Origin of the sequence: Stappia indica, from assembly GCF_009789575.1 — a bacterium.
In the GTDB taxonomy this organism is placed as follows: Bacteria; Pseudomonadota; Alphaproteobacteria; order Rhizobiales; family Stappiaceae; genus Stappia; species Stappia indica_A.
Genome location: NZ_CP046908.1, coordinates 3,005,001 through 3,023,862, shown reverse-complemented (window position 1 = coordinate 3,023,862; position 18,862 = coordinate 3,005,001). Strand labels below are relative to the sequence as shown.

General features: G+C 66.0%; 16 protein-coding genes (1 of these 16 running past the window's edge). 10 read left to right on the top strand and 6 right to left on the bottom strand.

Translation table 11 applies throughout. The annotated features are described in order from the left end of the window. Window positions 1-18: 18 nt before the first annotated feature. From GH266_RS14205 to GH266_RS14190, 4 genes are read right to left on the bottom strand one after another with little or no spacing between them, the layout of a single operon-like run. The gene (locus GH266_RS14205) at window positions 19-696 is read right to left on the bottom strand and encodes a DUF1028 domain-containing protein (RefSeq protein WP_158194405.1); all 678 of its coding nucleotides are present in this window, start codon (window positions 694-696) and stop codon (window positions 19-21) included. A gap of 24 nt (window positions 697-720) precedes the next feature. Next, window positions 721-2,025 carry an NAD(P)/FAD-dependent oxidoreductase gene (locus tag GH266_RS14200; protein WP_280524803.1) on the bottom strand — a complete coding sequence of 435 codons (1,305 nt, stop codon included), beginning with the start codon at window positions 2,023-2,025 and terminating at the stop codon, window positions 721-723. Continuing rightward, a complete protein-coding gene (locus tag GH266_RS14195) occupies window positions 2,022-3,599 on the bottom strand; it encodes an ABC transporter substrate-binding protein (RefSeq protein ID WP_158194403.1) in 1,578 nt (525 codons plus the stop codon). Before GH266_RS14195 ends, GH266_RS14200 begins: the two co-directional genes overlap by 4 nt. Before the next feature lie 21 nt (window positions 3,600-3,620). Next, window positions 3,621-4,895: a M20/M25/M40 family metallo-hydrolase gene (locus GH266_RS14190; RefSeq protein WP_158194402.1), complete on the bottom strand. Its 1,275-nt coding sequence runs from the start codon at window positions 4,893-4,895 to the stop codon at window positions 3,621-3,623. Between the two features lie 112 nt (window positions 4,896-5,007). On the opposite strand from GH266_RS14190, the gene GH266_RS14185 reads away from it, so the two are divergent. From GH266_RS14185 to bioB, 4 genes are all read left to right on the top strand, one after another. Continuing rightward, window positions 5,008-6,051: a LacI family DNA-binding transcriptional regulator gene (locus tag GH266_RS14185; protein WP_158194401.1), complete on the top strand. Its 1,044-nt coding sequence runs from the start codon at window positions 5,008-5,010 to the stop codon at window positions 6,049-6,051. A gap of 72 nt (window positions 6,052-6,123) precedes the next feature. Then, window positions 6,124-6,792 carry a GntR family transcriptional regulator gene (locus tag GH266_RS14180; RefSeq protein WP_158194400.1) on the top strand — a complete coding sequence of 223 codons (669 nt, stop codon included), beginning with the start codon at window positions 6,124-6,126 and terminating at the stop codon, window positions 6,790-6,792. 83 nt (window positions 6,793-6,875) lie between these two features. Continuing rightward, window positions 6,876-7,433, top strand: a complete 558-nt coding sequence (locus tag GH266_RS14175) for a biotin transporter BioY (protein ID WP_158194399.1) — start codon at window positions 6,876-6,878, stop codon at window positions 7,431-7,433. Beyond that, window positions 7,430-8,422 carry a biotin synthase BioB gene (bioB, locus tag GH266_RS14170; protein WP_158194398.1) on the top strand — a complete coding sequence of 331 codons (993 nt, stop codon included), beginning with the start codon at window positions 7,430-7,432 and terminating at the stop codon, window positions 8,420-8,422. The genes GH266_RS14175 and bioB overlap by 4 nt, the downstream gene beginning before the upstream one ends. Before the next feature lie 2 nt (window positions 8,423-8,424). Here bioB and pdxR read toward each other — a convergent pair whose 3' ends face one another. Then, the gene (gene pdxR, locus GH266_RS14165; RefSeq protein ID WP_209001459.1) at window positions 8,425-9,840 is read right to left on the bottom strand and encodes a MocR-like pyridoxine biosynthesis transcription factor PdxR; all 1,416 of its coding nucleotides are present in this window, start codon (window positions 9,838-9,840) and stop codon (window positions 8,425-8,427) included. An 89-nt stretch (window positions 9,841-9,929) separates the two neighbouring features. Here pdxR and GH266_RS14160 point away from each other — a divergent pair, with 89 nt between their 5' ends. Together GH266_RS14160 and pdxY are read left to right on the top strand one after the other, a co-directional pair. Continuing rightward, window positions 9,930-10,628, top strand: a complete 699-nt coding sequence (locus GH266_RS14160) for a glutamine amidotransferase (protein WP_158194397.1) — start codon at window positions 9,930-9,932, stop codon at window positions 10,626-10,628. Continuing rightward, window positions 10,625-11,506 carry a pyridoxal kinase gene (pdxY, locus tag GH266_RS14155; RefSeq protein WP_158194396.1) on the top strand — a complete coding sequence of 294 codons (882 nt, stop codon included), beginning with the start codon at window positions 10,625-10,627 and terminating at the stop codon, window positions 11,504-11,506. Before GH266_RS14160 ends, pdxY begins: the two co-directional genes overlap by 4 nt. Here the strand turns inward: pdxY and GH266_RS14150 are convergent. After that, entirely contained in the window at window positions 11,503-11,664 is a 162-nt protein-coding gene (locus tag GH266_RS14150) for a hypothetical protein (protein ID WP_158194395.1), read from the bottom strand. The two genes, pdxY and GH266_RS14150, sit on opposite strands and share 4 nt — an antisense overlap. A 73-nt stretch (window positions 11,665-11,737) precedes the next feature. Between GH266_RS14150 and GH266_RS14145 the strand changes: the two genes are divergently transcribed. The 4 genes from GH266_RS14145 to GH266_RS14130 form a co-directional block, all read left to right on the top strand. After that, window positions 11,738-12,190: a GNAT family N-acetyltransferase gene (locus GH266_RS14145; RefSeq protein ID WP_158194394.1), complete on the top strand. Its 453-nt coding sequence runs from the start codon at window positions 11,738-11,740 to the stop codon at window positions 12,188-12,190. Window positions 12,191-12,654: 464 nt separating this feature from the next. Next, entirely contained in the window at window positions 12,655-15,798 is a 3,144-nt protein-coding gene (locus GH266_RS14140) for an autotransporter domain-containing protein (protein ID WP_158194393.1), read from the top strand. A 301-nt stretch (window positions 15,799-16,099) separates the two neighbouring features. Next, window positions 16,100-17,086: a helix-turn-helix transcriptional regulator gene (locus tag GH266_RS14135; RefSeq protein WP_158194392.1), complete on the top strand. Its 987-nt coding sequence runs from the start codon at window positions 16,100-16,102 to the stop codon at window positions 17,084-17,086. A gap of 100 nt (window positions 17,087-17,186) precedes the next feature. Beyond that, window positions 17,187-18,862, top strand: partial view of a hypothetical protein gene (locus GH266_RS14130; RefSeq protein ID WP_158194391.1) — the 5' portion only. 499 nt of this gene lie beyond the right edge of the window; the window shows 1,676 of its 2,175 coding nt (coding positions 1-1,676); the start codon lies at window positions 17,187-17,189; its stop codon lies off the right edge, out of view.

Below are 18,862 nucleotides of genomic sequence, written 5' to 3'. Positions count from 1 at the left end.
TGTGAAGACGGAGCCCGCTCAGCTCGGCTCGGTCGCGCGGACCGACGGCTTCACGTCGTTCGGCCGCAGCACCTGAGTAATGAAATGCTGGGTCTGCGGCTTGTAGGTCTCCCACAGCGCGCGCAGCTTCTTTTCAGGGCTCGCCTCGTAGTCGACACGCAGGTCGACCAGCGGCCAGTCCTGCTCGTCGACGATGAGAAGCGCTGCCGAATAGAGCGGCTGCGTCTCGCCGCCGGCGGCGAGCCCTGCGTCGATGGCCGCCAGAAGCCGCTCCGCGAACTCAAGGTCCAGCGACGCCTCATAGGCTTTCACCATGGCCTTCGGCACATCGGCATTGGCGATGACATTTCCGGTCGAGACGCAGTTCCTGCCCTGATACCCCGAATTGATGGACGGGATTTTCGGACCGCAGTAGAACGCCGTTCCGCCATTCCTGTCGATGGCTGCGACCTGGCGCTGGTCGGGAAACTCGCTCTCGTCGATGAGGCGCTTGACGGTCTCCTCGGCGCTGAGGCCCTGCTCCAGCAGGTCGAGCCCCTTCGGCCCGAGCCGGATGTCGCTGCGGTGCTGGGACGTCACGGCCCCCACCCTGGCGCGCGCCCACGGGCAACGATTGCCAACCGCGATCGAGGATGTGGTGATCCCGATCCCGAACATGCCTGTCGCTTCGTCCCGGGCGATGAGAGAAAATGTCATTTCGTCACTTCCTGTATGGTCGGTCTATCTGTTGAGGAGGGCGCGCAGCCGGTCGTCGACACCCATGGCGGTGGCGATCACGGGCATGAACCAGGCATTGCCGCGGTAGAAGGGAGGGGCCTTGAAGGCGTTGCCGTTGAAGGCGCTCGGCGTGTCGTCGCCACTGGCCAGTTTCGCAATCCGCGTGCCCAGATAGGAGGCCATGACGACGCCGGAGCCATTGCAGCCGGTGACGTAGTGAACACCGTCGTGGACGCCGATATGCGGGACGCGGTCCATTGTGAAGGCGACGTTTCCTTCCCAGGCATGGCTCGCCTGCAGGGGCGGCAGGTCGGGCAGGACCTCGCGGAGTATGGCCATCAGCCGCATGGCGACGTGGCGTGCATCGAAACTGTTTCTCGACAGGGCCCTGCCGCCGACCAGGAGCCGGCGACCGTCGGGGCTCTTGCGGATGGCATAGGCAAGGCTGCGCGTATCGTTCACCAGGCTTTCCGTCGGCAGCAGGGCATCGAGGACGGAGGCCTCGAGCGGCTGCGTCGACATCATGTGGCTGCCGACCGGAATCACCCGCTTGCGAAACCAGGAGAAGGCCGCGTCGGTATAGGCGTTCGTGGCCAGGACGACGGTCGCGGCCGCGATGTGCCCGCGCGCCGTGCGCACGACGAAGCGGGGACCCGTCCTGTCGATGCCGACGACCGGCGTGTGCGCGATCAGCGCCACGCCATGCCGGGCCGCGGCGGCAAGCAGCCCTTCATGATACCGGGCCGGGTGGACGCCGCCGTCATCGGGCAGAAGAAGCGCGCCGTGATAGAGCGGCGTCCTGACATGTTCTCGCAGCTCGGCCTTTCCGAGCACCTGCGAACGGATGTCGAAGGTCGCCAGCGTTTCGCTCTGCCGGCGAATGCCGGCCAGGTCCTTTTCGGTCCAGGCGCAGATCAGCCGCCCCGACTGCCTGAGGTCGCACTGGATGCCTTCGCCGGGAACGAAGTTCAGGAACCAGTCGTAGGCCTTGCTCGTCTCTTCGAGGAGGTCCCGCGCCTTCGCGGATCCGAACCGTTTCGACAGCACCGGGAAAGACTGGCGCAACCGGCCGCCGATCATGCCCACGCTGCGGCTGCTGGCGCCGAAGCCGAGACTTCTCGCCTCCAGGACGGTGACGGACCGCCCCTGCCGCGCAAGTTCGATGGCGCATGACAACCCGGCATAACCAGACCCGACAACGACGACATCTGCTTCGTCGGGGAGGGGATGTTCCGCGGCAGCGTGCCGCGGAACATCTTCCCACCAGTATGGCTCCGGCTTGAAATCAGCCGACAGCGCATCGCTCATTTCACGACCTCGATGTCGAGGCCCTTGTAGAGCGCGCTGTTGTAGATGCCGTGCACCCGGACGCCCTTGACCCTGTCGGTGGAGAACAGGAACAGCTTCTCGTGAACCAGCGGGATCACGAGGGCCTCCTCGACGATGGTCTTCTGGACGGCCGCATAGGCGGCGCTCTTTTCTTTGGCCGACAGCGCGGTCTGGCCCTTTTCCAGCTGAGCGTCGGTTTCCGCGCTGTCCCAGTGGAACCGGTTCGGAGCGGGGATATTGTCCGACTGGAAGACCATCAGCGCTTCGCCGGCCGTCGCGTAGGGCGCAAAAAGCGCATATCCGTCGAAGTCCGGGGAGCTGTTGATCTGCGCCATCGCCGCGGCGGGCTCGACCAGCTGCAGCTGCAGGTCGATGCCAACCTGCTTCATGTAGCCCTGGATGGCCTCGAGGCGCGAGCGCCAGCCCGATGTTCCGGCCGCAAGAATGCCGGGAGCCAGACGCTTGCCGTCCTTGTAGCGGAAGCCGTCATCCGCCAGTGTCCAGCCGGCTTCGTCCAGCAGCGCGCGGGCCTTGTCGGGATCGTAGGACGCCTGATGCTCGCCCGAATAGTCGATCGTCTTCGGGCTGATCAGCGTTGTCGCAGGGGTTGCCTGGCCGAACCACATGCTGGCCGCCAGCGCGTCCCGGTCGACGGCATGGTTCATGGCCTGGCGGACGCGGCGGTCGCTGGTCATCTCGCGGAACGGACGCAAGCCGAGATAGGCGGAGTAGTTGGAAACGCGCGGCTCGGCGATCGTCAGATTGGGCGCTGCCCGCAACTGCTCGATGGCCCATTCGGGCATCACATAGGAGATGTCGCCGGCACCGGTCTGCAGGGACGCCAGGATCGCGCCCTCTTCCGGAACGACCTTCCAGATCACGGACTCGACCAGCGCAGGGCCGGTATTGTCGTAGAATTCCGGCCCCCAGGTATAGGCATCGTGGCGCGTCAGCTTGAAGTGATCGCGCGGCATCCATGCCGACCAGCAGAACGGCCCCGTGCCATTCAGGCCCTTGACGCCGAAGTCCGCGCCCAGTTTCTCGACGTCGTCCTTGTCGATGATGGCGCCGAAGCTCTGCGCAAGGTGCAGCAGCAGCTCATTGTGCGGGCGCTCGAGCGTGTAGCGCACCGTATGGTCGTCGGCCGCCACGATCTCCTTGACCTCGCCGAGGCGCCACGCCGTCGGAGACCGCGTCGCAGGATCGAGCAGGCGGTTGAAGGAATAGACGACGTCGGCGGCCGTCAGCTTCTTGCCGTTGCAGAAGGCAACGTCGTCGCGCAGGTGAAAGGTATATTCGAGCCCGTCCTCGGAGACGTCCCACGACTTCGCCAGCAGCGGGTGCAGCGTCTTCTGGTCGTCTTCGACCGACACCAGCGTGTCGGTCATCATGAACAGGACTTCCGCAGCACCTCGTCCGGTGACCTTGTGAGGGTCGAAGCCGACGGAGTCGTTGCGGACGAGCACCGTGACCGAATTTTCCGCGAGAGCACCGGTCGCCAGTGCAAGGACCGAGGCGGTCAACCCCAGTGTAAACAGGCCGATTTTCTTCATTTCGTTCCCCTCTTTTTTCGACTATTGCGCCTGATTGAGGTAGCGGACCGCGCTCATCGCGTGGACCTTCACCACAGTGATCAGCTCTTCGATGGTGACATGCTCGTCTCGACGGCCCATCGTCTTGGGAGACGGTCCGTAGAGGTAGGCCGGGATGCCGCGATGCCGCCAATACCGGGTATCGGAACCGCCCAGACTGATGATGGGCAGAGGCTTGCGACCGGTGACCGCCTCGGCCGATTGCTGAAGGATCGAGACCATCTCGTGGTGCGGGTCGCACCAGCTGGAATCGTAGCTGTGATGATCTCGGATCTCGCAGGTCGTCGTCGGATATTTCGCGACGATCGACAGCAGGTCCCGCTCCACGAGCGAGCGCTGCAATCCCGGAGGCATCCTGATCTCGACCTCGAGAACGCATTCGTCCGGCAGCATGTTGACCTTGAGGCCGCCGCGAATGACGCCGATGTTCACCGTCGCCTTGCCAACGACGCCGGAAGCCCCCGTTCCCAGGCTCTTGTCGGTCGCCGCCTGGATCTCGGGCCGGGAAAGAATCTCGACGATATGCTCCGGCAGGTCCGGCGTGAGGTCCGCCAACGTTTCCAGCTCGCGCACCAGTTCAGCCGCAATCTTGATGGCGCTGTCGCTCATGTGGGGATAGGCGCCGTGGCCGCCCCGGGTTTTCGTCGTCAGGACCGCCCGCAGCGCGCCCTTCTCGCCGAAGCGCAGCGTGGCAAGTCCGCTCGGCTCGCCGTCGAGGCAGCAGTCGCCGAGAACCTCGTCGGGAATGGTCTGCATGAGATATCCCGTGCCCCAGCGCCCTCCGGTTTCCTCATCCGACACGACGGTCAGCGTCAGGCGGCCCGAAAGCTGGCCAAGCAGGCGGGAGACGTACCGATAGGCGAAGAGCGCGGCGGTGGTTCCGCACTTCATGTCGGCCGCCCCGCGCCCATAGACACGGCCGTCGACCACTTCGCCGCTCCACTGGCTGCGCTCGCCGGGAATGTCTTCGATCGCGGGAAACACGTCCATGTGCCCGTTGAGCACGAGGTGCCGGCCCGGCCGGCCACTGTCCAGCGTGCCGACGATGTTGGGGAGGTGATCCTGACCGGACAGAACCCGATAGGGCAGGTCGCCGGCTGCGAGAAACCGCTCGACGCACGCGCTCGCCTCGCGGGTGTCGCCCGGCGGGTTCGGGGATTTGGCCCGCAGGAATTCGCTCAGGAATGCAACGATCTCGTCCCGGTCCCGGTCGATCCGGTCGCCGACCTGCCGCGCCAGCTCATCCGCCGTCTGCATCACGCCCCCTCTCTTCGTGAAGTTATGTTAGCGCTAACGTTAGCGTTCACATTTCCCTTCAAACCGATCCCGTTGTCAAGTAGGTTGCGCGAGAAGATTCGACGGAGGCCAAATGGCTGACAATTCAATCCGCAGAGGGATGGGCTGGGCGACCATGGCCGATGTGGCCAGGGAGGCCGGCGTATCCCTCATGACCGTTTCGCGGGTTTACAAGCGGCCGGAATCGGTCTCGCCGCGCACGCGCGAAAACGTGCTCAAGGCGGGCGCGCGCCTCGGTTTCCTGCCCAACAGCGTTGCTGGAAACCTCGCGTCCGGAAAGACCAACATGATCGGCATCGTCGTGCCGTCGCTGCGGAACTCGAACAACGCCACGAGCATCCAGGGCATGGCCGACTACCTGCGCCAGGCGTCCTATCACTTCATGATCGCCAATACCGGCTATTCGCTCGAGGACGAGACGGCCGTCGTCAAGGCCTTCATCCAGCGCCGCCCGGACGGGATCGTCCTCACCGGCACCCGTCACGGACAGGAAACAGTCGACCTGCTGAAGGCGGCCGGCGTGCCCGTCGTCGAGACGTGGGAGACGAAAGGCCCGTTCCTGGACATGGCGACCGGGTTTCGCAACTACGAAGCCGCGCGGGACATTACCGCGCATCTGATCGGGCGCGGCTATCGCAAGATCGGCTATATCGACTATCCGGCAATCGGCCTGACGCGCTATATCGAGCGCCTCGCCGGCCTGAAGGACGAGCTCGAGGCCGCCGGACTGCCGAGCAACCAGATCGTGTCGCCGCTCGAGGCGCAGGACCTCTATCAGGATGCCTCCAGTTTCAGGGGCGGCGCCGTCGGTCTCCAGATGCTTCAGGGCAAATACGACATCGACGCCGTCCTGTGCGCATCGGACATTCTGGCCGTCGGCGCGCTTTTCGAATGCCAGCGGCAGGGGATCGCTGTTCCCGGCCAGATGGCCGTGGCGGGTTTCGGCGATTTCGAGATCGCCTCGGAAGTGCATCCCGGCCTGACGACAATCCGCACGAACGGCTACCAGATCGGCTGGAATGCGGCGGAAATGCTCGTGCAAAGGATCCTGCAGCCGGATGCGGACATTCCCCTGCGGGACGTCGGCTACGAGCTCGTCACCCGCGGCAGCACCTGAGACGGCCCCTCGGGTCGCCCCGCGGCGGACATCGGGATCGACACGATGCACGCCGCAGATTATCTATAATCCATGGCGACACCGACAGACGAAACCATTTCCGACCGCATCGCGCGCGTCCTTGCGGATCGGATCATCTCGGGCGAGATCCGGCCGGGCGTGCGGCTGCGACAGGACCATGTCGCAACCGAGTTCGGCACGAGCCATGTCCCGGTGCGCGAGGCCTTTCGCGCCCTGCAGACCCAGGGCCTGGCGGAGAGCGAACCCTGGCGGGGCTTCCGCGTCACCGAGTTCGACGTCGCCGAGCTGCGCGAGGTTGCCGAGATGCGGGCCAGCCTCGAATCGCTGGCCTTGCGGCACGCAGCGCCGAACCTGACGCGGGCGATTCTCGATGAAGCAGAAGAGGTTACCCGGAACGGCGACCGCGCCGTCAATGTCCGCGACTGGGAGGCTGCGAATCGCAGGTTTCATCGGCTGATCCTCGCGCCGTGTCGCATGCCGCGCCTGCTGCGAACGATCGACGACCTGCAGGCCGCCAGCGCAAGGTTCCTGTTCGCCGCGTGGCGCAGCGACTGGGAAGCACGCACGGACCACGACCACCGCACCATCCTGAATGCCCTCCGGGAGGGGCGGACCGACTTCGCCTGCTCGACGCTGGCACGCCATGTCGGCTGGATTGGCAAGCGCAAGCCGACATCGAAAAATGCCGACCCCAGAGAGACTTACGAGATTCCTGGATAATTATCTATAATCTGCATTGATCGGTCGAAGGCGTCTCCGGAATTATAGATAGGAACCACTCCCTATCTCCGAAGGACAGCCTCATGGCACTGCTCAATCCCTCTTCGACACATGCGCTGCCGCTCTGGCGCGGTGTTGCCGTCACGCTTTGCGGCGCGGCCCTGATCACGATCGGCGCCAAGGTGCAGATCCCGTTCTGGCCCGTGCCGATGACGCTGCATACGCTGGCGGTGTTTTTCCTGGCAGCCGTCCTCGGACCGCGGCTCGGCTTTGCGGCCATGGCCGCTTATCTGAGCGCCGGAGCGATGGGCCTGCCGGTGTTTTCCGGCTCGCCGGAGCGCGGGATCGGGCTTGCCTATATGGCGGGACCGACCGGCGGCTATCTGCTCGGCTACCTGCTCGCGACCTATGCGATCGGCCGGCTGGCCGCAGGGCGCCGCATGACGGGCCAGGCACTGGCGATGCTGGCCGGCCTTGCCGTGGTCTATGCATTCGGCCTGATGTGGCTCGCACTCTTCGTACCGGCATCCGGCCTGATCTCCGCCGGCTTCGCCCCGTTCATCCTCGGCGACCTGGTCAAGATCGCGCTGGCGGCAGCCCTGGCGACAGGCCTCGGCCGGCTGAAAGGGCGCGTGGAATGACCGGCGCCGAGATCGAGATCAGGACCGACTGGACGCTGGAAGAGGCACGGGCGATCCACGCCCTGCCCTTTCCGGACCTGCTATACCGGGCGCAGACCCTGCACCGGGCGCATTTCGACCCGGCGGCGATCGAGACGGCGAGCCTCATCAGCATCAAGACCGGCGGCTGTCCGGAGGATTGCGGCTATTGCTCGCAATCGGCCCATCACGAGACCGGCGTGAAGGCAACCAAGCTGATGGAGACCGACGAGGTGCTGGCCGCCGCCCGGCGCGCCAAGGCTTCCGGCGCGCAGCGCTTCTGCATGGGCGCCGCGTGGCGCAGCCCGAAGGATCGCGACATGGACAAGCTGTGCGCCATGGTGCGCGGCGTGTCGGAGCTCGGGCTGGAAACCTGCATGACGCTCGGAATGCTGGAGCCCGGCCAGGTGGCGCGGCTGAAGGCGGCCGGGCTCGATTTCTACAACCACAACATCGACACCTCGCCGAATCATTACCGCAAGATCGCCTCGACGCGGACGATGGACGACCGGCTGGAGACTGTCGGCCACGTCCGCAAGGGCGGGATCAGGGTCTGTTGCGGCGGCATCGTCGGCATGGGCGAGACGGAGGAGGGCCGCATCGCCATGCTGGTGACGCTGGCGACATTGCCGGCGCATCCCGACAGCGTGCCGATCAACCTGTGGAACGAGATCGAGGGCGTGCCGGTTCAGGCAACGGCAAGGCCGGTCGACCCGTTGGCGCTCGTCCGCCTGGTGGCGCTGGCGCGCCTCCTGATGCCGGCCTCCGTGGTGCGCCTGTCCGCCGGCCGCACGGGAATGAGCGACGAGTTGCAGGCGCTCTGCTTCCTTGCCGGGGCGAATTCCATCTTCGTCGGCGACCAGTTGCTGACCACCGGCAACCCGGCCGCCTGGAAGGACCGGGATCTGCTGGTGCGGCTCGGCATGCATGTCGCGCCGGCCCGATCCCGGCCGCCGGCCGCGGCGGAATAGGGTCAGCCGGACCAGCTTTGGGCTAGGATCTCCACCGCCCTGGCGATCTGGACCTCGCCCAGCGCCGCGTAGCCGAGACGAAAGGCTTGCGGCGCCGTGCCGTCCAGGGTGAAGCGGGTGCCGGGGAGCAGAGCCAGCCCGGCCTCTCCGGCCCGCACCGCCCAGGCGTCCGCCGAGGCGCCTTCGCAGCGCAGCCACAGCGCCAGCCCGCCCGCCGGTGTGTCGAAGACGATCCGCCCCTCCAGATGCTCCGACAAGGCGGCGGCCAGGACATCGCGGCGCGCGCGATAGATGCGGCGCGCCTTTCGCGCATGGCGGCCGAGATCTCCGTCGCGGATCAGTTCCGCCAATGCAGCTTCGAGCGGCGCATCGCCCTGCCGGTCGATGGCCGCGCGCGCTGCGGCCATCCGGCCGAGCAGAGGTTCCGGGGCCATGGCATAGCCCAGCCGAATACCCGGCGAGAGCAGCTTGGACAGCGAACCGACATAGATAAGCGGCAGATCCGCAGGAGCGCGGGCTGCAAGCGGCAGGACCGGGCGGCCCTCGAAACGGTATTCGTGGTCGTAGTCGTCCTCGACAAGCGTGAGCCCGTGCCGCTCGACCAGCTCCAGCAGCTGCAACCGCCGCGCCGCCCCCATCGTCACCGTGGTCGGATACTGGTGGTGAGGCGTGACATAGATGGCCCTGATGCGCGGGTCGCTGGCCAGCGCATGCTCCAGCGCGGCGACCGACAGGCCGCCCGCATCGACCGGGACACCCTGCACGGCGGCACCTGCCGCCCGGAACGCCTCCCAGGCAAGCGGATAGCCGGGCTCTTCCACGGCCATGACCTCGCCCGGGTTCAAGGCCGCCTTCGCCGCAAGGAACAGCGCCATCTGGCTGCCGCGCGTCATGAGCAGCCGCGCCGGATCCGCCACCACGCCCCGGTCCGAGGCCAGATAGGCGGCAAGCGCGTGGCGCAGGACGGGCGTGCCCCTGGCATCGCCATAATCCGCGCCGCTGCGAAAGGCCGGCGACAAGACCGCACGGCGAAATGCGCGCGCCAGCGCCTTGTCCGGCACCAGCCTGGGATCGGGCGCACCATCGCTGAACGCCAGCGCCGGGCGGAGCGCCATCGGCTCTGCAGAAACGGGGACGGCAACCGGTTCCGCCATTCCTTCCGGAAAATCCTGCGCGACGAAGGTGCCGCGCGCCGGCTCGGCCTTGAGCCAGCCCTGCGTCGACAATTCCTGATAGGCCGCATCGACCGTGTTGCGGTGAACGCCGAGTTCTCGCGCCAGCGCGCGCGTTCCCGGCAGTCGGGCGCCCGGTTTCAGGCGGCCCCGCATGATGTCGCGAGTGATCGCCTCGGCAATCGCCAGGAACAGCGGGCCGCGCAGGTCTTTCTCGATATCCAGCGCCAGCGGGTCGAGGATCATTGCATCCGGCCTATCCAGATTTCGAAAACCGGCTCTTTTACATAGGCCGGATATTCGCCAGACCTGCGCAAAACCGCAAGAGGCCCGTCATGTCGAAATCCGCCCTGGTCCTGCGCCATCTCGCCTTCGAAGATCTCGGCAGCTTCGGCGCCGTGCTCGAGGAAGAAGGGTACCGGCTCATCCCTGTCGAGGCCGGCATCGATCCGTTGCCGGATCCGCTCGGCGCAGATCTCGTGATGGTGCTCGGCGGCCCGGTCGGCGTCAACGACGGCAAGGCCTATCCTTGCATGGACGCCGAACGGGATTGGCTGATCCCGCGGCTTGCCGCACGCCGGCCGACGCTCGGTATCTGCCTTGGGGCGCAGCTGATGGCCTCGGCCCTTGGCGCCAGAGTCGCCAAGATGCCGCGCAAGGAGATCGGCTTTGCTCCCTTGGCGCTGACGGGCGCCGGACGTGAGGGACCGCTCTCGGCGCTTGAGGGCGTGCCGGTGCTGCACTGGCATGGCGAGGCCTTCGAGACGCCTGCCGGCGCGGACAATCTCGCCGGCACCGCGGCCTGCGCGGCCCAGGCCTTTGCGATGGGCCCTGCGCTTCTGGGGCTGCAATTCCACCCAGAAGCCGGGGAGCTGCCTGCCTTCGAGCGCTGGCTGATCGGCCACAGCGTGGAACTGGCTCAGGCCGGGATCGACCCGGCCGGCCTGCGCCGCGATGCGTTGGCGCATGGCCCCTCCCTGAAGCGCGCCGGCCGGTCCATGCTCAAGGCGTGGTTGCAGGAGCTGCCGGCATGACCCCGCCGCCTTTCGTGATCTCGATCCAGAGCCAGGTCGTCTTCGGCCATGTGGGCAATTCCGCAGCCCTGTTCCCGATGCAAGCGGCCGGGCTGGAAGTGGCGGCGATCCCGACGGTGATCTTCTCCAACACGCCCGACTATCCGACGCTGCGCGGCCGCGCCTTGCCGCCGGACTTCTTCTGCGACCTGTTGCAGGGCGCGCGCGAACGCGGCCTGCCGGAACGGGCGGACTTCATCCTGACCGGCTATATCGGCTCGCTCGATGTGGCGCTGATGGCGGCGGATTTCGTTGCGGAAGCCAAGGCGATCAATCCTCGCCTCAGATATGTCTGCGACCCGGTGATGGGCGATGCCGGTCCCGGCCTCTATGTGCCGGAAACCATCGCGGACGTGATGCGCGACCGCCTGCTGCCGCTGGCCGACCTCGCAACGCCGAACCCGTTCGAGCTGAGCTGGCTGACAGGGCAGAAAATCGCCAGCCTCGCCGACCTCGAAGCAGCCCAAGCCCGCCTCCGCATGGCGCCTGGCGCCCATCTGATCGCGACGGGCTGCGCGCTGGAAGACAGCCCCGCCGGCCACATCGAGAGCGTCGTTCTCGGTCCCGAAGGTCCGAGCCGCCATCCGGTGGCACATCTGCCCATCGCCCTTCCCGGAACGGGGGACCTGTTTTGCGGATTGGTCGTCGCGGGGCTGGCGCGCGGGCTGGACCTGCCACGTGCGGTGGAGCTTGCGCAGCGCCTCACCTCCCGCGCCCTGAGCCACGCCCGCGCGCTCGGCGCCGGCGAAGTGGTCCTCAGCGAGCCGGACTTCCGCCGTGCGCTTTTGATGCTCGCCCCGTTGCAGGGGGCGCGGTGCGGTCGAACGGCTGAACGCTAGAGGGACATCGAGACGCGCGCGACGGTCAGGATGAGATCCATGCCCTGGATCAGCCGCGGCGCATTTGCCCAATGCGGCAGCGTGACGGCAATGCGGCGCACATGACCGATGGTGCGCAGCAGTAGAAGAAGATTTATGCACAGAGGCAGCCAACGCAACCGCTCCCGGCGGTCTTGCCGGCACTTGGAAAAGTCGCCGTACCTCTCGGCATAACCATCCTTCGGAGTTGTCATGACAACCCATGACGTCGTCATCCGGCCCTATGACCCGGCAACGGATACGAAAAAACTGTCGCATATCTGGCTCGAAGCCTCGCTGCTGGCCCACCCGTTTATCGGGGAGCAGCGCTTGCGCGGGCAAAGAGCGCTTATCGAAGACCGATATCTCCCGCAATCCGAGACCTGGGTCGCCTGCATGGGCGGTCATCCCTGCGGCTTCATCAGCCTGCTCGGCACGTTTGTCGGGGGGATTTTCGTGTCGCCCGATCGGCAAGGGTCCGGTCTTGGGCGTCGACTGATTGCCCACGCCGTGGCCCTCAAGGGCGAGCTGACGCTTGAGGTCTACACCGCCAATCGACAGGCAATGGCCTTCTACAAGCGGCTGGGGTTCCAGGAGATCTCGCGCCGCGACGTCGACGATGACGGCAACGCGTTCGAAAATGCCCGCCTGCACCTGATCGGCTAGGTCGTGGACTCATAATTGTGCCGGAAACGGCGTCTGGCCCGGCAATGATATGCCAGGAGGAGCGTGATGGCCGGGGCAGGTCCCCCGGCCGAGCGGTCCGACGCCGCAGATCGAAGTCGGGCCGACGCCCTTCGGGTCTGGGCGAACCTGCCGGCAACAGCGTCGCAAGACCTTGAAAACCGGACGGTTTCCTGCGGACTTGCTCCTTGTATCCAGACAGGCTCGCGCAGACCGTTTCTCGCCAGAATTATGAGTTCACGACCTAGCGGAGGGCCGGGCGGGGAAAGCCTCGCCCGGCCAACTCACGGCGAGCAGGGCGCACAGGTCATGGGCGGAATACGCAAGCCCGCCGCCGAAATGACGTCAGCCACCCTGAAAACGGCTCTCGCCCCTGCCTGATTCCCCAAGCACCTGCCTTCGCGATGCACTTATCCTCGCGTCGCAAAGCAAGATGCCAAGGGTGAATGCCGATGATCGGTGGAAGTTCATTTGTCAACGCAAGCGGAAAGCTGCTGGGAACGGTGCTCGGGGCGCTGCTGGGTTCGACCGCGTTGAGCGCCCTTGTCAGCCATCCGGCCCATGCGCAGCAGGTCATCGAAGGCGGGGCGAGCGAAACCGTCATCGGCGGAGGCGACGGTACGCGGCCGGACCCCTGGATCGTCGGTGCCCCGCTCACGATCGGCCAGGCCGGCTCGGGCACGCTGACCATCACCAATGGCGGCGGCGTTGGCAGCGGCGTCGGACGGATCGGCAATGGCAGCACCGGCACCGTGACGGTCGATGACCTCGGCTCGACCTGGGATCTGCAGAATGCCGCGCTCTATGTCGGCAGCGCCGGCGCGGGCAACCTGAACATCACCGATGGCGCCGTGGTGGAGAACGGCTCGGCCTACATGGCCGACGGGGTCGGCAGCGAGGCGGTGGTCAACGTCAACGGCGCGAACGCGGCCTGGGTCAATGCCGCAGGCCTGATCGTCGGGGGCAGCGGCGAGGCCACGCTGAACATCTCCAACACCGGCGATGTGAGCAACAGCTCGGCGCGTGTCGGCGATGTCGCGGGCAGCATCGGCAACGTGAATGTCGACGGCGCGGGGTCGACCTGGGCGAATTCGGCCAGCCTCTATGTCGGCGATCACGGGCAGGGCTTCCTGAACATCACCAATCAGGGCGTGGTCAGCAGCAACACCGGCGTGATCGGGGTTTCAGGCGGCGGCGAGGGCACCGTGACGGTGGATCGCGGGACCTGGACCATCGCCAACACGCTCGATGTCGGCAACGACGGCACGGGCCGGCTGGACATTTCCGGCGTCGGCGCGGTCACCAACGGCAATGCGAATGTCGGCAGCGCCGCCACAAGCAGCGGCGTGGTCACCGTGAGCGACCTCGGGTCCGTCTGGAGCAGCGCCACCCTGGTCGTCGGCGAGTCCGGCACCGGCGAAGTGCATGTCGCCAATGGCGGCACGGTCAACAGCACCGTGGGCACGATCGGCTCGGAGAGCGACGGCGTCGGGACCGTCACCGTCAACGGCGCAACGTGGAACAACTCCAGCAACCTGCGCGTCGGCAGTCGCGGCAGCGGCACGCTGGAGATCTCCGGCGGCGGCTCGGTCGGCAGTGCGGCCGGCTTCGTTGCCGCGGCGGCGGGCGGCGTCGGCACGGTCACCATCGACGGGGCCGGCTCCAGCTGGACCACCACGGGTGCGAATTTCATCGGCTGGCAGGGCGACGGCACCCTCACCCTCACCAATGGCGGGCGGGTCGTGGTCGGCTCCGGCCAGCTGTCGCTGGCCAATGCCGTTCCCACCACCGGCACGCTCAACATCGGGACGGGCGGCGCGGCGGGCGTGGTCGACGCCATCACGGTCGATGGCGGGGCCGGCACGGCGGTGATCAATTTCAATCACAGCGATGCCGACTATTACTTCACCAGTGACGGCACGGTGGCGGGCACGAACGTCGCCATCACCGGCTCCGCCGCGGTCAACCACATCGGCTCCGGCATGACGACCCTGCGCGGCATCAACAGCCATACCGGAGGCACGACCGTCTCCAGCGGCACGCTGCGCAACATGGGCGTGGTCGGCGACGTGCTGGTCACCGGGGGCACCTTCGGCGGCGACGGCACGGCAGGCGCCGTCACCGTCAATTCCGGCGGCACCCTGGCACCAGGCAACTCCATCGGCGTGATGACCGCCGCCTCTGCCAGTTTCGATACGGGATCGGTCTTCGCGATCGAGCTCGACGATGCCGGCTTCGTTGCCGGCCTCAACAACGACGTGCTCAATGTCAGCGGGGCGGCAACCATCAATGGCGGTACGGTACATGTCACGCCGGAGAACGGCACCGACGACGGCTCGACCTACCTGCCGGGCACCTACACCATCCTTACGACGGGCGCCGGCGTCAGCGGCGCTTTCGACGCCGTCACCGACACCTACGCCTTCCTCGGTTTCACGCTCTCCTACGATCCAAGCAACGTCTATCTGACCTCGGCGGCGGCAACCAGCTTCTGCCTCGCCGGCATGACCGCCAATCAATGCGCAGCCGGAAGCGGCGCCTACTCGCTCGGTGCGGGAAACAGCGTGTTCAACGCCGTCCTGGCACTGGCCGTCGCGGAGGCCCCCATCGCCCTCGACCTGCTTTCGGGCGAGGTGCATGCCTCAGCGCACACAGCGTTCCTCGAGGACAGCCGCTTCCCGCGCGAAGCGGCGATGGACCGCCTGCGTTCAGCGCGTGGCGGTGTCGGCTCCGGCAGGAACGCCCGGATCGAGGATCGCATCTCCGGGAGTTTCGGCCTTTGGGGGCAGGGCTTCGGCTCCTGGAGCCAGTGGGACGGCGACGGGAATGCCGCCACAATGGACCGCACGATCGGCGGGTTCCTGATGGGCGGCGACGCGCAGGTCTGGGACGGTGTGCGCCTCGGTGTGCTCGGCGGATACTCCCGGTCGAGCTTCAGCGTCGACGGCCGATCCTCCTCGGCAACCGCAGATAGCTACACGCTCGGACTGTATGGCGGCGGCGAGTGGAACGCCTTCGCGCTGACCGGCGGTCTCGCCCATAGCTGGCACCAGATCGACACGTCCCGCTCGGTAGCCTTCACCGGCTTCACGGACAATCTCGGTGCATCGTACAGCGCGCGAACCCTGCAAGCCTGGGGCGAGGCGAGCTACCGTTTCGAGGCAGGCGCAGCGCGCTTCGAGCCCTTCGCCAATCTCGCCTTTGCGCACCTGTCTACCGACGGCTTCACCGAAACCGGTGGCGCAGCCGCCCTGACCGCCGCCTCGAGCGCTGTCGATGCGACCTTCACCACGGTCGGCCTTCGTGCGGAGACCGATGTCAGCCTGGGAGGGACGGATGCAACCCTGCGCGGCACGGTGGGCTGGCGGCATGCGTTCGGCAACACCCCGACATCGCAGTTCACCTTCGCTTCGGGCGGCGCTCCCTTCGTCATCGCGGGCGTTCCGCTGGCGCAGGACACGTTCGTGTTCGACACGGGCCTGGATGTGAACCTCACGCAAAACACCACAATGGGCCTCGCCTACGGGGCGCTCTTCGGCTCCGGACTTCAGGATCACACGGCCAGCCTCAAGCTGAACATACGCTTCTGATCGCAGGTGTCCTTGCCCTCACGGCAGGCGATGATCTTCACCATCCCGATGAACGACGTTACGGGGCCGCATGACCGCGCGCCCCGGCAACTCATGCGAGCATTGCCCCGATGGACGCCCCTGCGTTACCCTGAGGGCGCTCTTGCAGACGCAAGGGGAAAGCATGCACCGCGCGGCGCAGGAGGCGACAAAGTCATCCTCCTTGCTGTCGACGGCAACCAAGCTCCGCCGGTTCACTCGGTTCGTCTCGTCTGGTGACGGCCATGCCAGCATGGCAGCACTCTAAATGGAGTGAGCGGATTTGACCGAAGGCAACTTTCATCGACTGTCATTCACGGAAGCTGGCCCGTGCGAAATAGCCAAGCTGCTGGAAGCTCTCGAGCCGAGCATCAGCTTTTTCATGGATCGCCATAACGACGAGCGAATGGCGTTCGACTTTTCGCTCCGCATCATGCCGAACGCCTATGCAAGCTTCCAGACGATGTCCGGCATGTCGAACATGCGCCAGAAAACCCATGTCGCACTCGACGGAAACGACGACCTGTGCCTGCTGGTCCACCGCGGGGGACACCCGATCCAGATGCGACTGCACGACCGTCGCCATGGACGCGATGAAGTTACCGTGGGGCCGGGAGGGCCGGCGCATCTCAGGGGCAACGACGAGAGATACAGCGCCTGGTCTCTGACGAGCCATAGCCAGGTCATTTGCGTCTCCCGCGCACAGATTGCCGCGGCCGTCGGCAGTCTCGACCATGCCCTCGATCACGGCGTGCCGCAGTCTGCCGCGCTCGACCTCCTGTGCGGCTATGCAAGGACGCTCGCCAGCGATATCGGGCCGCTCGACGGCGAGACGCTCCTCCAGGCCAGGAAAACGCTGACGGATCTGTTCATTCTGGCCGTCGACCCCACCCGGGATGCCGTGGAGGCAACGAAGGACAGCGCGCGGGCGGTAAGGCTGGCCCGCATCAAGGATGACATCTGGGCAAATCTCTCCCACCCCGATCTCTCCCTGGAGTGGATTGCCGGCCGGCATGGCTTCTCGCCGCGCGGCATTCGCAACCTGTTCTACGCTTCCGGCGCGAATTTCACCGACTACGTGCTCGCGGCAAGGCTGGAGCGAGCCCACGAACTGCTTTCCGACCTTCGCCTCAACCACCACAGCATCACCGCCATTGCCTACCAATCCGGCTTTGGCGATCTGTCCTGGTTCAATCAGGCCTTCCGCCGTCGCTACAAGATGACGCCGTCGGACGTGCGCAGGTCCAGACTGGCAGCCTCCTCCGCCTGACATCGCGCGGCGCGGCTCTCACCCCTGCCGCATCCCCCAAGCCCGGGCATTCGCAACGCAATATCCTCGCGCAGCAACGCTGGATAGCGAGGACGAGCCGATGTCTGCTGAAAGCCCGTTGGCCTCAAAGGTACTCCGGAAGATGTCGCCCGCGGCACTGTTCCTGTTCGCGGCAGGCGCGCTGGCGACGCCAGCAACGGCGGAGGCGCCGAGATTCAACAACATCGAGATCGGCGGCGGTTTCGATGTCGAGACGATCCTCGTCGAACAAGAAAACGGCATGTGGACCCGGATCAGCGACCATCCGCGAACGATCCCCATCCATGTCACAATCCAGATGTCGCGCGGCTATATCGAGTTCTATCGCGTCGGACGCAATCTGACCGATGGAGCGGTCCGCGATGTCTTCTCGACCTACATCAAGACAGCCTACGGCAACCAGCCCAACCCCATAGAAGCCATCATCGACTCCAGAACATCGGTTTCCGGCCCGGTGAACATCCTCATCGACGAATTCACCAGGCTGAATGCCACAGACGAGCAGGCAATCGTCAATCGCTGCAATGCCAACTGGACCGAAACCGAGCAAGGGCACAGCTTCAGCTACCCGCTGCCGCTGGCCATACATGCCGATGCCAGGGAGAACCGTCGCAAGCGCTTTCCCTATTATCTGAATGAATACGAGGGCTATGGCGACTTCGGCCGGGCCACCGCCTTCGGCTTCGTGGGCCTCAAGATCGAATGTCTCGGCCAGAATTCGAAGCCCCCCGCCCCCGATTCAAAGCCCCCGAGCGATTCCGGCGGCATTCCGCGAACAAGCGGCACGGATACGCCCAAGACCCCGGACAACCAGGACCTCGCCTTCGACCAGGGCCCGATGACGGTCAACGACATCCGCCTGACGCTGACCACCTATTCCAACGCCTATACCGAGCCGACGTCCGGCACCCGCTGCAAGAAGGCAAAGCTGCGGGTGACCATGGAGACCAACCAGGAAGGACCGGTGTCCTTCAGGCTGTGGGAACAGCGCGACGACGGCGAGGTCACGAGCGAGGATATCGACGCGCAGGCCCAACACGAGGGCGGGTATTTCAGGGCTGTCCACGAGCGCTGGGTCGAGGTCGACGGGACGACGAACGTCCAGTTCAACGCGCGGGATCTGGTCAACGAGACCTTCAACCAGGAGACCGGCTGGAAAAACACCACCCTGCACTGCACCGGGGCGGGCGGTAGCGGCTTGGCATCGCCGAGCGGCACGGACGACGACGACAACACGCCCAAGATCACCTCGTTCCAGGGCAATTTCCAGTTCGTCGACAACGGCCCGCTCGCCCAGAGCCACACGTGCCCGCGCGATGCCAAGGCGCTGGTCTGGTTCGACGCGCCCAAGGCGGACAATATCCATTACTCGCTGGACTGCGGGGCGCTCGGCAACTTCTCCGGCGTTCTCCAGCCCGAGCAGGTCGCCAGCAGCCACTATCGCACCGCGACACTGATCAATTTCGACATCACCGACACGATCGAGGCCGGTTGCACGCTGCGGACGGTGTCGCCGGGAGATCCGCTGGACCATGCCTTTGCCGCCCGCACCTTCCAATGTGTGAAAGCCGCCGGCCACAGCAGCGGCATCGGCGACCTGACCGGCAGCAGGAAGGACCCTGGTCACGACGTCCCCAAGCCCGAGCCTCGGGTGAACCCCGCCGTTGGCGGCGGTGTCGGCGTCCTGACTGCGGACCCCGATCCCACGCACGCGCCGCCAAAAACACCCGACAAGGC

Excerpts from the sequence above, each read along its gene's own strand:
- GH266_RS14205 (WP_158194405.1), bottom strand. The coding sequence starts at position 696 with ATGACATTTTCTCTCATCGCCCGGGACGAAGCGACAGGCATGTTCGGG.
- GH266_RS14200 (WP_280524803.1), bottom strand. The coding sequence starts at position 2,025 with ATGAGCGATGCGCTGTCGGCTGATTTCAAGCCGGAGCCATACTGGTGG.
- GH266_RS14195 (WP_158194403.1), bottom strand. The coding sequence starts at position 3,599 with ATGAAGAAAATCGGCCTGTTTACACTGGGGTTGACCGCCTCGGTCCTT.
- GH266_RS14190 (WP_158194402.1), bottom strand. The coding sequence starts at position 4,895 with ATGCAGACGGCGGATGAGCTGGCGCGGCAGGTCGGCGACCGGATCGAC.
- GH266_RS14185 (WP_158194401.1), top strand. The coding sequence starts at position 5,008 with ATGGCTGACAATTCAATCCGCAGAGGGATGGGCTGGGCGACCATGGCC.
- GH266_RS14180 (WP_158194400.1), top strand. The coding sequence starts at position 6,124 with ATGGCGACACCGACAGACGAAACCATTTCCGACCGCATCGCGCGCGTC.
- GH266_RS14175 (WP_158194399.1), top strand. The coding sequence starts at position 6,876 with ATGGCACTGCTCAATCCCTCTTCGACACATGCGCTGCCGCTCTGGCGC.
- bioB (WP_158194398.1), top strand. The coding sequence starts at position 7,430 with ATGACCGGCGCCGAGATCGAGATCAGGACCGACTGGACGCTGGAAGAG.
- pdxR (WP_209001459.1), bottom strand. The coding sequence starts at position 9,840 with ATGATCCTCGACCCGCTGGCGCTGGATATCGAGAAAGACCTGCGCGGC.
- GH266_RS14160 (WP_158194397.1), top strand. The coding sequence starts at position 9,930 with ATGTCGAAATCCGCCCTGGTCCTGCGCCATCTCGCCTTCGAAGATCTC.
- pdxY (WP_158194396.1), top strand. The coding sequence starts at position 10,625 with ATGACCCCGCCGCCTTTCGTGATCTCGATCCAGAGCCAGGTCGTCTTC.
- GH266_RS14145 (WP_158194394.1), top strand. The coding sequence starts at position 11,738 with ATGACAACCCATGACGTCGTCATCCGGCCCTATGACCCGGCAACGGAT.
- GH266_RS14140 (WP_158194393.1), top strand. The coding sequence starts at position 12,655 with ATGCCGATGATCGGTGGAAGTTCATTTGTCAACGCAAGCGGAAAGCTG.